The organism is Spiroplasma endosymbiont of Panzeria rudis, assembly GCF_964019705.1.
Classification (GTDB): Bacteria; Bacillota_I; Bacilli_A; order Mycoplasmatales; family VBWQ01; genus Spiroplasma_E; species Spiroplasma_E ixodetis_A.
Window position 1 is genome coordinate 329854 of the sequence record NZ_OZ026460.1, and the last position, 14198, is coordinate 344051.

Here is a 14198-nt window from a genome sequence, read left to right on the forward strand (position 1 = left end):
TTCTAGTAAATATAATTAAATGACTAGAAAGAGTGAGTTACAGATGGCTAAAAAAGATAACTTTAATAATAATGATCCAATATCAAAAGCAGTAGATTTATTACTAGAAAATACTGAAGATTTAACAACAGTTTTTAAACCTGGCGGTTTATATAAAGAATTAACAAAAAGATTAGTTGAAAAAATGTTGAATTCTGAAATGCAAAATTATTTAGGATATGAAAAAAATCAACATAGTACTACTGAAAATGCTCGTAATGGTACAAGTTCAAAAAAATTAATAACTCAACAAGGTAAAATTGAAATTGATGTACCAAGAGATCGCAATAGTAATTTTACTCCTGTAATAGTTCCTAAAAGGCAAAGAAGATTTGATGGTTTTGATCAACAAGTTCTTTCCTTGTATGCAAAAGGAATGACATTATCTGACATTAGAATGCAGTTGCAAGAGTTATATCATGGTGCTGATATTAGTGAAAGTGTTATTAGTCAAATTACTGATGATGTTATTGATGATGTTAAAGCATGACAAAATCGACCATTAGAAAGTATTTATCCTATTGTTTATTTTGATTGTATAGTAGTTAAAGTACGACAAGATAAACGGATTATTAACAAATCAGTTTATATAGCATTAGGAGTTGATTTAGAAGGCAAAAAAGATGTTTTAGGATTATGAATTAGTGAAAATGAAGGTTCTAAGTTTTGATTATCTAATTTCACAGAAATGAAAAATCGTGGCTTAAATGATATTCTTATTGCTTGTAGTGATAATTTAACAGGCATGTCAGAAGCAATACAATCAGTTTATCCTAAAACAGAACATCAATTATGCATTGTTCATCAAATTAGAAATAGTTTAAAATATGTTTCATACAAACATCGAAAAGGTCTAGTTGCAGATTTAAAACCAATTTATAGTGCATGTAGTGAAGAACAAGCAATGCAAGCTTTAGAATCGTTTGAAAGTAAATGAAATAAACAATATCCTCAAATTACTAAATCTTGATATAAAAATTGAGATAATTTAATGGTTTTTATTAGTTATCCAGTAGAAATCAAAAGAGTGATTTATACTACAAATGCTATTGAATCTGTTAATAGTCAATTACGAAAAATCATCAGAAATAAAAAAGTTTTTCCTAATGATATGGCAGTTTTCAAAATATTTTACTTGGCAATTGAAAATATAACAAAAAAATGAACATTGCCTATTCAAAATTGAAATACAGCAATTGCTCATTTTATGATAAAATTTGAAGACAGAATTAATCTAAATTAGTAACTTTGTAAAACAAAGATACACAGATTATTAAAAAGCCTCAATTTTGAAATAATTAATAATTACTATGTTCATTAATTTTTATTAATATACTTTATCTTATTAATATTTTAAAAATGAAACTTAATTTTGCTAAGGTTTGTTTTAACTAAATATTCTATAAACATTATAATATTTTTATTATAATGTTTTTTATTTTTTTAATAATTTTATTTTATTCTTTTAAAAAATAACTTCCCTTGATAATTTTGATTAGTTTTATCATTATAATTTTTGCTTCCAATATATAAATTATTACCAAAAACTATTAAACTCCAAACTTCACCATTATTTTGATTTCATTTTTTTAACAATTCTAATATTCCATTAGGTTTAAATATTAATAAATTTCCAGTATATGTACCAGTTTTAGTACCAATATACAAATCATTATCAATAACCGCTAAACTTCTAACTTCACCATATGTTTCAATTCAATCCTTAATTTCTGATACTTTTCTATTAGATTCAATCATAAATAACTTACCATAACAATCAGAAGTTCTTGTTCCAACATATACATTATTGCCCATAACTACTAAACTATAAACTTCTCCTATTATTTCTGATATTTGTGTCAAAATATTTTGTTCAGGAGAATATCTAAAAAGTCCATTAGCAAAAGTTGCTACATAAACAGTTCCATCATTAGTAACAACTAAACTAGAAATATAACCATTAATACCAGTAATTGGTGTTATTATTTTATCTTTTGTATTACTTGCATTATCTTTAATTTTATATACACCATTACTAGTTCCGACATATAAATCATTTTTTATATTTAATAAAGTTGATATTGCACCATAAGATTCAGGTCAATTAAAAATATTTAATTTTTCTTGATATACCCCCTCATTTTGAACTAATATTTCAGAAATTGCTATAATACCCCCGATTAATCCACCAGCCAAAACTGTCCCACCAACCATTCCTACAATAACTTTTCTTTTTCTTCTAATTTCTTTTGGCATAAATTAAAATCTCTCCTTAATTTTATTAAATTTTTGTAAATTAATTTTACATTATTCTTAAAACAAATTATTGATATGCTTATTTTAAACATATATAGTGTTTATAATAAAAACACCTCCAATTTATCTAAAGAAATACAAATTAAAAAAAGAAAGTTATTTAAATAAAAAAATAAATTATAAGCAAAAATAATATATAAAATTCTAGTAATACTATAAAAATAATAAAAAAAGAGTCTGAGACTCTTTTTTTATTATATTAACGTTTTGAAAATTGTGGTGCTTTTCTGGCTGCTTTTAAACCATATTTTTTACGTTCTTTCTTACGTGCATCACGAGTTAATAATCCAAATTGTCTTAATAATGTTCGATAATCTTCTGACACCTTAACTAAAACATTAGATAAAGCTAAACGTGCTGCACCAGCTTGACCAGTTCTTCCGCCACCTTCAACTTTGATATTAATTTCAAAGTTTTCTAACGTATTAGTTACTTTTAAAGGTAATAACATATCTTGAACTAAGATTTCTTGTTCTAAATATTTTAAAGGCTCAAAACCATTAATTAATATTTTTGATTGACCAGTATTTTTTAAATGAACACGGGCAGTTGACGTTTTACGTCCGCCTGAACTTGAATAAGTTACGGGTTTATTAGATGTTGTCATAAAAGTCTACTCCTCTTGGCCTAATATTAAAACTTCGGGGTTTTGGGCTTGATGTTGATGTTGATCATGGTTATAAACATGAAGATGTGTAAATTGCTTACGACCTAAGGTAGTATTTGGTAGCATACCTTTAATCGCTATCTCTACTAATTCAGAAGCATCTTTAGCAATCATACTTTGTGCATTACGTACACGTAATCCACCAGGATATTGTGAATGGTTATAATACTTCTTATCTTGTAATTTATTACCTGTTAATTTAATTTTGTTTGCATTAATAATAATGATATAATCTCCACAATCTAAATGTGGTGTAAATGAAGGTTTATTTTTACCACGCAATATCATTGCAACTTTAGTTGCAAGACGTCCTAAAATTAAACCACTGGCATCAATAACATATCACTTTTTTTCAATGTTACTGAAATTCATTGTTGTTTGACGCATTTTTTTCTCCTTACAGTGTAATTTTACCGGGACTACATTGCTTAAAGCATTAATAATTATATAGAAACTTATTTAAAAAAACAAGTATTATCAAAGATTTAATAATTATTTTTACACAAAATTATCGATTACAAAATAAATAATTAAAAGTTATAACTAACTCTTATAAAAATATTTATTTTTTAAAAATAATTCTAGTATATAGGGGCGTTGCCCCTAGTTGCTTCGCAACTTACCCCAGTGGCGTAAACGCCACGGCCAACCAACCAAGGTTCTGGTTGGCTTCGACCAATAATATAGGTTTACTCTATTTTAACATCTTTCTTATTTTTCTTAGAATATTTATTTCTATAATAACAAGTACGGCATACAGTATTTTCAGTTTCTTTCTTTTCAGTTTGTAATATATTATCCAACTTATCTAATCCTACTGCTCTAATATCATCAACAGTAAAATCTAATGCTTGTGATTGTTCATAGTCTTTAACATTACTTAATTCACTCTTTAAAGAATGAATATAATTTAAAGCACGACTATTATATCTTTGTAAATAAGACTTAGGAAATCATAAACTAAAAGTCATAGTTTCACCACTATAACTAGGTGGTAATCCACCACGTTTAATTATTTGCTTTGTTTGTCTTTTAGATAATACAACTTTATTATAATCATCAACATTAGTATAAATATTTAGTTTAAACTTAACTAAAAATAACAAAATACGCATTTTTTTAACTTGCACAATATATTCCACTTTTTCACGTGCTTGTTTTGGTATTCTATCGGGGTGTTGTTCAATCATATACATAATTCCATTAAAATTATGACCTATTAACTTACAAAACATTCCTAAACTTTCTTGTGTTTCTTTAAATTCGGGTGACAAATCATTACTATTAATTTTCAAACCTAACTCATCTAAAACAACCATATCACACTCTTTAAAAGCATAATTACTATTTAATTGATTAAATTTAAAAACATCATCATAAGAACAACGATAACTATATTCATTACGTACTTTAATAGGAATAGGACTTACTACTCTACCTTTATGTTTTTGTGCTAAACAACAAGCAAGAGCAGATTTACCAGTTCTTGGAGGTGCAGAAATAATATAACTACCTACACGTTGTAATATCTTTATATTTTTTCTAGTTATTAAAAATGGATACAATATTATTAATAATAAAAGTCCTAAAAGAACATAACCATATCAAGGCATTATTTCAACTCCTAACCAACTAAAAACCCAACTGCTTTTAAAAATACTCACAATGTTAAAACTTGTTCTAAACCACTAGTAAAATCAACATTTAAAACAGAACTAATAGTATCATCAAAAATACGTCTCAATAATCCGTCAAGTTTAGTAAAAAACTCTCTTAATGGTTCTACTGGTAAAACTTTACCAACAACGCCATAAAGTACTCACCTAAAAGAATTACGCAAATGACCAAAAACATCATATCAACTAACACGCTCATACTCAGGATTAAAAGGACTATTTGGTGGTACTGGGGTACTTTCTCACTTGAAAAAATATTAATTTGACCAAAATTTAACCGTGGTGACATATGTGAAAATGAATCACCATGAACATCAAAAAATACTGTTAAATGTCTTAAATTTGGAACACGAATAGGCATAGTAACAAAATTATATAAATCTTGCTGATAAATATCATTATCAACCTTACCTTTAAAAACATACTTTGTATCACCAACATTATCTAAAAAACTAAAAACAAAATTAGCAGTAAAAGTTTTAAAATATTCATATTCAAAATAAAACATAAAACCTTGAATATAAAAACTTAAAGGTTTATCAATTTCAAAATTTAACTGTGTTTGAAAATTTATAACTCTCCTATCAGCATTAACAAAATTCAAACGATTAGTATTCTTTTCTGCAACATAATTATGATTAAACATAATACGTGAAAATTCATCCAATTGTTTTCTATTAAAAGTATAAACACCAGACCCCATATTTATCTCTTGTGACGGAACACAAACTGTATCACTATAATAAAAACATATATAAGTACCCTGATTACCAATAAATTCACCACTTACTAATTTTAAATCCGGTTGGTCAACATCAAAATAAGCAGAATTTCATGGAATTGTTGCTCAATCATCAAAACTATGGTATTTAACATGTTTAACCATTTCTTTTGTAATATCATAATTAACAATATTAGGGTCATTTGAAGCAATTAAACTAGTTGGTGCTTGAACAGAAGTATTTACAACAAAAAATAATTTTGCAAACTTAAATCACATAATTATTTACCAAATAAACATTTTAAAATTCACCATGAACCATAAAACAAAACAAATCCAATAAAAAACTGAGTTCCATAAATTACTAAATTTCATAAAATAGTAGTAAAATCATCAACTGGATTACCTATAAACATAGTTCAATAGTCAACTATACATTGATGTATTTTATTGTAAATTTCTAAAACACTCATACTTAACACCTACCCAAACAATGACCTAAAAACAAATTTAATAGCACGATAAATAAAATTAAAAAATACACCCAATACCAATCAAAAAGTCAAATTAAACAAAATATAAACTTCATTAGTAATATTTGGTTGATTTAAAAATATTTGAATATCTTTACTAGAAAATATAAAAATAAAATGCAATATACTAAAAACAAAATTAGACATAATTAATCACCAATACCAAAGTCACGAGTTGAACTACCAGTAAACTTATTACCGCCAGCACCACCTTTAAACTTACCTTGTTGTTTATTTCTTGTTTTTACTTTTTCAACACGTCTCTGATAACTCTTAGCAATTTGTTGACCAGTACCAACACCCAAAGAAACAGAACTTTTACCAATAAACTTAACAGCATATCCTAACCCTAATGTTGGCAACATCAACTCGGGTAAAATAACCCTAAATGCAAATCTAAGCAAAATCAAAAATATCATTAACGTACCTAAATTAAAACCTAAATCACCAAGTGGAAAACTAAAAAACTTCATAAAAATTGAAGCAAATAATTGCATAACGGTTGTAATAAAAGGTATAAACATAATTTCACTCCTAATGTCTTGTAAATCTAAATAATCCTAAAATTAAATAAAATACAAAACTAACATTTATTAAAGCAAGAATAGGCAAAGGTAAAGTGTATAAACTATCATAAAAGAACGACTTAATAAAAAGTGTCACAGTATGTAATCCAGCAAAAGAACTTAAATACTGCATATAAATAGTTTGTACCAAAGTATTAACAACTGGTAAAAGTCTATCCTAATAAAGGTAAAACAAAAACCAAACTAAAAAATAGGAAATGTTTAGTAATCTGTGTAACTTACAAAAATAACTATGTTTAATTAATTCTAGTAAATATAATTAAATGACTAGAAAGAGTGAGTTACAGATGGCTAAAAAAGATAACTTTAATAATAATGATCCAATATCAAAAGCAGTAGATTTATTACTAGAAAATACTGAAGATTTAACAACAGTTTTTAAACCTGGCGGTTTATATAAAGAATTAACAAAAAGATTAGTTGAAAAAATGTTGAATTCTGAAATGCAAAATTATTTAGGATATGAAAAAAATCAACATAGTACTACTGAAAATGCTCGTAATGGTACAAGTTCAAAAAAATTAATAACTCAACAAGGTAAAATTGAAATTGATGTACCAAGAGATCGCAATAGTAATTTTACTCCTGTAATAGTTCCTAAAAGGCAAAGAAGATTTGATGGTTTTGATCAACAAGTTCTTTCCTTGTATGCAAAAGGAATGACATTATCTGACATTAGAATGCAGTTGCAAGAGTTATATCATGGTGCTGATATTAGTGAAAGTGTTATTAGTCAAATTACTGATGATGTTATTGATGATGTTAAAGCATGACAAAATCGACCATTAGAAAGTATTTATCCTATTGTTTATTTTGATTGTATAGTAGTTAAAGTACGACAAGATAAACGGATTATTAACAAATCAGTTTATATAGCATTAGGAGTTGATTTAGAAGGCAAAAAAGATGTTTTAGGATTATGAATTAGTGAAAATGAAGGTTCTAAGTTTTGATTATCTAATTTCACAGAAATGAAAAATCGTGGCTTAAATGATATTCTTATTGCTTGTAGTGATAATTTAACAGGCATGTCAGAAGCAATACAATCAGTTTATCCTAAAACAGAACATCAATTATGCATTGTTCATCAAATTAGAAATAGTTTAAAATATGTTTCATACAAACATCGAAAAGGTCTAGTTGCAGATTTAAAACCAATTTATAGTGCATGTAGTGAAGAACAAGCAATGCAAGCTTTAGAATCGTTTGAAAGTAAATGAAATAAACAATATCCTCAAATTACTAAATCTTGATATAAAAATTGAGATAATTTAATGGTTTTTATTAGTTATCCAGTAGAAATCAAAAGAGTGATTTATACTACAAATGCTATTGAATCTGTTAATAGTCAATTACGAAAAATCATCGGAAATAAAAAAGTTTTTCCTAATGATATGGCAGTTTTCAAAATATTTTACTTGGCAATTGAAAATATAACAAAAAAATGAACATTGCCTATTCAAAATTGAAATACAGCAATTGCTCATTTTATGATAAAATTTGAAGACAGAATTAATCTAAATTAGTAACTTTGTAAAACAAAGATACACAGATTATTAAAAAGCCTCAATTTTGCCGATGGAAAAATGGAATGGCAACCCTTTTTAGGACTATTTTTTGGTAGACATTTATTTTTGATAATTAACTGGAGTTAAGTAGTTTAAAGTGCTGTGAATTCTTATGTTGTTATATCAGTTGATGTAATCAAATAATTCTAATTTTAATTGGATTAATGATGTAAAATTTTTATCATTAATAAATTCAATTTTGAAAGTTTTAAAAGTTGCTTCAGCAACAGCGTTATCATAAGGACAACCTTTTTTGCTTAAAGAGCGATTAATATTGAATGCTAGTAAAAGTTTATCAATAATTTTATTATTAAATTCATTACCGCGATCACTATGAAATATTTGAATATCTTTTAAACAACGATTTGAGTGCATAAATGCTTGATGTACTAATGATGCATCTTTTTTAGTACCTACACTATGTCCAATAATTTCGCGGTTAAATAGGTCAATTAATAGGCAAATATAGTTTCATTTACCATTAACTTGAACATAAGTTAAATCACTAACAATAACTTCATTTTTAAGCCTATTATTAAAGTTTCTATTAACGATATTGGTTATTTGACTATCGTTGACTTTATTATGATGATTTTTGAATGATAATTTAGTGTATTTTGATATTAAATTATGAATAAACATAATTTCTTTAATTTTTCTGCGTGACAAATAAATATTCTTTTCTTTTAGAACAACTTTTAATCTTCTTGTTCCATAAACTTCTTTATTTTTTTTAAAAGCACTAATAACAGCTTCATCATAAATATTATTTTGTTTTTTTCTTTTTCCTTTAAATTAAAATAATATGTTGATTTAGAAAGTTTTAAAAAACGACACATTGTGCGAATTTTATATTTAACTTTATTTTTAGCAATAATTTCTATTTTCTGCCTATTATTAGTGCTGCTTGCTTTAAAATATCATTTTCCATTCGTAACTGTTTTAATTCTTTTCTTAATTTAATTAATTCATTTTCTTCAATAGAACGATTATCTTTAGTTTTAAAACTGCCTGAATTAGTAAATTGCTTAATTCAATTATAAGTAGCTGCTCTTGTAACATTGTACTCTTTAGCAAGACAAGACACTGACTTACCGCTTTGATATAAAGCTACTATTTGTTTTTTAAATTCATCGGTATATGAGTTAATATTGGCCATAATTATAGTTCCTTTCTTTTAACTAATTTGTTCACTTGTCTACGTAATTAGTGTCCAATAAAGTGTAACCTATCCAAAAAAATATTTGTTTATAAAGAAATTATTTAAATTTTAAAAAATATTTACAAAATAAACAAGCCTAATTAGGCTTGTTTTGATTTATTTTTAAAAATTAATGATACTTAAATTTTGGTCATTTACTTCGGCTATCAATTCCTGAATTAGTAGCAAAAAGATCAAAATTATTAACTTTTTCTACATTTCATGCTGAAAGGTTCTGATTAAATTTTTTTGCATTTCAAAACATTCCCATCATATTTGTTACTTTTGAAGTATTTCACTTTGAAATGTCTTGATTAAATTTTTTTGCATCATAAAACATATAACTCATATCTACTATATTTGATATATTTCAAGAAGATATGTTTTGATCAAATGTTAGATTATCAGCAAACATATTACTTAAAGAAGTAATTTTTGTTGGTAATTGATCTGGTACTTTTTCAACTATTCTTGGCATTTTAACAGCTTGAATTTCTCTAATTCCATTTTCAAAAAATCCGATTTGAATAATTTCTTTACTATCTATATTTGATAAATCTTTTTTATTTGTTTCTACTTTTGTTCCTGTTTTGTCAATATAAATTGTATCTTGTTGTATTTTATTTTGTGTAATATTAGTATTTTGTTTGATAGTGTTTAAGAAACTAGTTAAATTACCTGTGGTTGTTGCAAGTGTTAAAACACTTAATGTTTTGATTAATATTTTCATTAAGATCTCCTTTTTTGTTTTTCCCCAATAACTTCTTAAGTTTAAGAAGTTAATTTATATTTTAAGTCGTTTAAAAATAAATGCAATAAGTGTTTAGTTTATGATAGAAATAAAAATATATAAATATTAGGAAAAAATTTTATGTTATTAGTAAGGTTAAATGTAATAAAAAAGTTATATAATATATTTTTTGCATACAATTTGTTTTTTTTAAAAAAAGATATTTTATGATATTATTAAATTAATTTAATAACTGTTAATTACTAGTATAGATAGTTTTACCTATATTAGTTTTTTTGTTTTTATTAAATTAATTAAAAAAATATTATATATTAGGTTCATTGCGTTTAAAGTCAAGTTTTATATTGAATTTATTAGAAAGAAGTTAAAATATGGCAAACGGCAGAGAAGTTATTATTACTAATAATTTAAATAATCCAAGTATAAAAAGTTTATTATTAATTGATGAATTTAGTAATAAAATTGGTGACGCATTACTTATTATTGATTTAGAAAAAAAGAAGATATTTTAGAAAGTATATTTATTGAAGAAAAATATCGTAAGCAACAATATGGTAGTTTACTTATTTACAAAATTTTTGAGATATGTCATAGCAATAATATCGAAAACCTTATTTTATTATCAGATCCAACTAATGCTACTGTCGGTGAATTTTATGAAAAATTAGGATTCACTTATGCATGAAATAAAAGAACTTTTTTTTATGATTATGAAATTAATATACCTCATGCAATTTTTAATAAAAGAGATGATATTAAAAAGTGAAAAAATATTAAAATAAAAGAAATTTTTATTGATTTTGATAAGTCAAAATCAAAAGCTATAAATGATGAACAAAAGATATTAGAGGATAGTGAAATATTATCTAGTATTTTAGATGAAGTTTTAATACATGAAGAATCAATTTTAAAGGAAGATTATCAAAAAGTTATTGATTGATTTAATCAACAAAGAGAACAAATAATCAAAAATCCAAAACAATGATGAAATACTTTAACCCCCAAACAAGTAGATGTTGTTAAAAATGAGGCAAAAAAATGGTGAAATAACTTAACACCAGAACAAAGAAAAATAAAATTATTAGAAAAACAAGCATATCAAAAAAAGACAATAAAAAAAGATGATACTCCTTTATTGTGTGATTTTGATCAAAATATAAAAAATAAATTAGACTGCATGCAGTCTATGAAAACATCAACTCCTGTTTTTAAAAAAGATAATTTTAATATTTAGATTTTTTCTTTTCTCAAATGTCTTGTTTTTTAAAATTAACAATGTAAAATAAAATACATAATTAATTTAAAATATAAAAGAGTAAAATTAAATGGTAATTTAGAGACTTAGTGGTTGCTGTAAACTAAGCAAGTTTAATTTGAAGGTAACTTATATTATTAGTAATTTAAATAATAATTAAGTGCATTTACTTTGTAAATGAATTAGGATGGTACCGCGTTAAAAAACGTTCCTATTTGTGGAATGTTTTTTTATTTTAAAAAGGAGTATAACAAATGAATAGAAATTTAAACAAAAAATATAATCATATTGAAATTGAAAAGGATCGTTATCAACAATGAGTAAAATCTGGATTATTTAAGGCAAATGTTAGTTCTATTAATCCTACATTTTCTATTATCTTACCACCACCCAATGTAACCGGACTTTTACATTTAGGTCATGCTTGAGATAGTACTATCCAAGATTTATTAATTCGTTATAAACGTTTACAAGGATTTAATACTTTATTTATACCCGGTATGGATCATGCTGGCATTGCCACACAAGTTAAAGTTGCACAACGTATTAAAGAAGAACAAAAACTTAATTTGCAAGAATTAGGTAAAGATAAATTTTTACAACAAGCATGAAAATGAAAAACAGAATATGCACAAAACATAAGAAAACAGTGAGCAAAACTTGGTTTAGCATTAGATTATTCGCATGAAGTATTTACTTTAGATGAAAATGTTAAACAAGCAGTTAATGAAGTATTTGTAAAGTTATATAAAGAAGGTTTAGTTTATAGAGGAAAAAAGATAGTAAATTGAGATCCAGAATTAAAAACCGCTATTTCTAATATTGAAGTAAATTATCATGAAACAAAAGGAAAAATGTATTATTTAAAATATTTTATAGAAAATAGTAGTGAATTTATTACTATTGCTACTACCAGACCAGAAACAATGTTTGCTGATCAGTGTATAGTTGTAAATAGTAAAGATAAACGTTATTTACAATTTATTGGTAAAATGGTTATTAATCCGGCTAATAAAATGTTAATTAAAGTCATTGCTGATGATTATGTTGATATGAATTTTGGAACGGGTGCTATGAAATGTACACCGGCTCATGATGCTAATGACTATGAAATTGCATTACGTCACAATTTAGCAATGCCTATTTGTATGAATGTTGATGGAACTATGAATGAATTAGCACAATCATATATTAATCAAGATCGAATGGTATGTCGTAAACAATTAGTTGAACAATTAAGAAAAGAAAATTTAGTTGTAAAGGTTGAAGACCATCTTCATCAAGTTGGTTATTCAGAAAGAAGTAACGCTATTATTGAACCATATTTATCACAACAATGATTCATAAAAATGAAACCATTAGTTGAAATGATTATTGATAAACAAAAAAATAAGAAAACAAAGATTGATTTTCATCCAATATTATTTGAACAACAACTTTTGCAGTGATTAAATAATATTCAAGATTGATGTATTTCCCGTCAATTGTGATGGGGTCATTCGCTTCCGGTTTGATATCATAAAAAAACTAAGAAAATTTATGTTGATACTAACCCACCATCACCAATTAACGATTATATTCAAGAATCAGACGTATTAGATACATGATTTTCTAGCGGTTTATGACCTTTTGTAACCTTGGGTTGACCACAAAAAAATGTTGATTTGCAAAAATATTATCCAATATCAGTATTAGTTACTGCTTATGATATTTTATTTTTTTGAGTTGCACGAATGATGTTTATGGGTTGAAAATTTACTAATCAAAAACCATTTACTAATGTTTTAATTCATGGTTTAATTCGTGATGAACAAGGTAGAAAAATGTCAAAATCATTAAATAATGGAATTGATCCAATGGAAGTTATTAAAAAGTATGGTGCGGATGCTTTACGTTACTTTTTAGTTAGCAATTGTGCTCCCGGTCAAGATTTAAGATTTAGTATTACTAAAGTTGAGTCAGCTTGAAATTTCAATAATAAGTTATGAAACGCTGCACGTTATGTGCTAATGAATATTGATGATAAGTTTCAATTGGATGAAAATATTGTCTATAATAATTCGTTATCATTTATTGATCAATGAATTTTACAAGAACTTAATCAATTGATTATTTATGTAGAGCAATATATGGAAAAATATGAATTTGTTTTAGTAGTTAAAGCACTATCAAATTTTATATGAAATAAATATTGTTCTTGATATATTGAATTAAATAAAGTTAATTTACAAAATCAAGAGCAACAAAGTAACTCATTACAAACATTATATTATGTTTTACAGCAAATTATTATTATGGTTCATCCCTTTATTCCCTTTATTACAGAAGCAATTTATGAAGAAATGGGGTATAAAAATAGCATTTTAACAAATAAGTTTCCTAAAGTTAAAGTTATGGAAAAAACAAAAGTTGTAACACAATTTGTTGAAATATTAATTGAAATTATTGGTAATATTCGAGAAATTCGTAAAGAACTTAATTTATCTTTAAAATTACCGTTAACTATTCATATCAATACGACTAATTCTTTTTTTGAAGTAGAAAAAAATACTTTAAATCCTTATTTATTACAATTAACTAATAGTCAAATTGTTACTATTAGTGATAGTCCGTTGTCTGTTAATAATAAAATAATTAAAATTATTAATTCAGCAGTAATAGAAATTAATGTTTCAAATTTATTTAATAAAGAAGAACAATTAGCAAAATTAAAAGGGGAATTAGTTTATATTGAAAATGAAATAAAACGTAGTAAAGATATTTTAAATAACCAACAATTTTTAGCAAAGGCACCACCAACAAAAGTTGAAATAGAAAAGCAGAAATTAGAAAAGTATCAAAATCAAAAAAAATTAATCAATGCCAAGATTAAAGAATTATAAAA

At 25.2% G+C, this 14198-nt stretch carries 13 protein-coding genes and 1 pseudogene; 5 read left to right on the forward strand and 9 right to left on the reverse strand.

The window, feature by feature from the left end:
- Positions 1–43: 43 nt before the first annotated feature.
- Positions 44–1282, forward strand: a complete 1239-nt coding sequence (locus AACK89_RS01865; protein ID WP_281749630.1) for an IS256 family transposase — start codon at positions 44–46, stop codon at positions 1280–1282.
- Between the two features lie 209 nt (positions 1283–1491).
- Here the strand turns inward: AACK89_RS01865 and AACK89_RS01870 are convergent, their stop codons facing one another.
- The 7 genes from AACK89_RS01870 to AACK89_RS01900 all read right to left on the reverse strand — a co-directional run bounded on the left by AACK89_RS01870 (position 1492) and on the right by AACK89_RS01900 (position 6476).
- The gene (locus tag AACK89_RS01870; RefSeq protein WP_338978904.1) at positions 1492–2295 is read right to left on the reverse strand and encodes a hypothetical protein; all 804 of its coding nucleotides are present in this window, start codon (positions 2293–2295) and stop codon (positions 1492–1494) included.
- 259 nt (positions 2296–2554) lie between these two features.
- Complete coding sequence (gene rpsI, locus AACK89_RS01875; RefSeq protein WP_281748548.1) at positions 2555–2962, reverse strand: 30S ribosomal protein S9; 408 nt, start codon at positions 2960–2962, stop codon at positions 2555–2557.
- 6 nt (positions 2963–2968) lie between these two features.
- Positions 2969–3409, reverse strand: coding sequence for a 50S ribosomal protein L13 (gene rplM / locus AACK89_RS01880; RefSeq protein ID WP_252319876.1), 441 nt, complete (start codon positions 3407–3409; stop codon positions 2969–2971).
- A gap of 302 nt (positions 3410–3711) precedes the next feature.
- Entirely contained in the window at positions 3712–4635 is a 924-nt protein-coding gene (locus tag AACK89_RS01885) for a hypothetical protein (RefSeq protein ID WP_338978905.1), read from the reverse strand.
- A gap of 169 nt (positions 4636–4804) precedes the next feature.
- Entirely contained in the window at positions 4805–5698 is an 894-nt protein-coding gene (locus AACK89_RS01890; RefSeq protein WP_338978906.1) for a hypothetical protein, read from the reverse strand.
- Between the two features lie 2 nt (positions 5699–5700).
- Positions 5701–5892: a hypothetical protein gene (locus AACK89_RS01895; protein ID WP_338978605.1), complete on the reverse strand. Its 192-nt coding sequence runs from the start codon at positions 5890–5892 to the stop codon at positions 5701–5703.
- 209 nt (positions 5893–6101) lie between these two features.
- On the reverse strand, positions 6102–6476 hold the full coding sequence (locus AACK89_RS01900) for a hypothetical protein (protein ID WP_338960394.1): 375 nt from the start codon (positions 6474–6476) through the stop codon (positions 6102–6104).
- Positions 6477–6826: 350 nt separating this feature from the next.
- Here AACK89_RS01900 and AACK89_RS01905 point away from each other — a divergent pair, with 350 nt between their 5' ends.
- Positions 6827–8065: an IS256 family transposase gene (locus tag AACK89_RS01905; RefSeq protein WP_338979262.1), complete on the forward strand. Its 1239-nt coding sequence runs from the start codon at positions 6827–6829 to the stop codon at positions 8063–8065.
- Positions 8066–8167: 102 nt separating this feature from the next.
- Here the strand turns inward: AACK89_RS01905 and AACK89_RS01910 are convergent.
- Together AACK89_RS01910 and AACK89_RS01915 are read right to left on the reverse strand one after the other, a co-directional pair.
- Positions 8168–9266 (reverse strand): annotated as a pseudogene (locus tag AACK89_RS01910) (IS3 family transposase).
- Between the two features lie 172 nt (positions 9267–9438).
- On the reverse strand, positions 9439–10038 hold the full coding sequence (locus tag AACK89_RS01915) for a BspA family leucine-rich repeat surface protein (protein ID WP_338973956.1): 600 nt from the start codon (positions 10036–10038) through the stop codon (positions 9439–9441).
- Between the two features lie 392 nt (positions 10039–10430).
- Here AACK89_RS01915 and AACK89_RS01920 point away from each other — a divergent pair, with 392 nt between their 5' ends.
- The 3 genes from AACK89_RS01920 (at position 10431) to AACK89_RS01925 (ending at position 14196) form a co-directional block, all read left to right on the forward strand.
- Positions 10431–10571 (forward strand): hypothetical protein, encoded by a 141-nt coding sequence (locus AACK89_RS01920; RefSeq protein ID WP_281748171.1) that lies wholly within the window; start codon positions 10431–10433, stop codon positions 10569–10571.
- A 53-nt stretch (positions 10572–10624) separates the two neighbouring features.
- Positions 10625–11293, forward strand: a complete 669-nt coding sequence (locus AACK89_RS07650; RefSeq protein ID WP_422397454.1) for a hypothetical protein — start codon at positions 10625–10627, stop codon at positions 11291–11293.
- Between the two features lie 275 nt (positions 11294–11568).
- Positions 11569–14196 carry a valine--tRNA ligase gene (locus AACK89_RS01925; RefSeq protein ID WP_338975925.1) on the forward strand — a complete coding sequence of 876 codons (2628 nt, stop codon included), beginning with the start codon at positions 11569–11571 and terminating at the stop codon, positions 14194–14196.
- Positions 14197–14198: the final 2 nt, after the last annotated feature.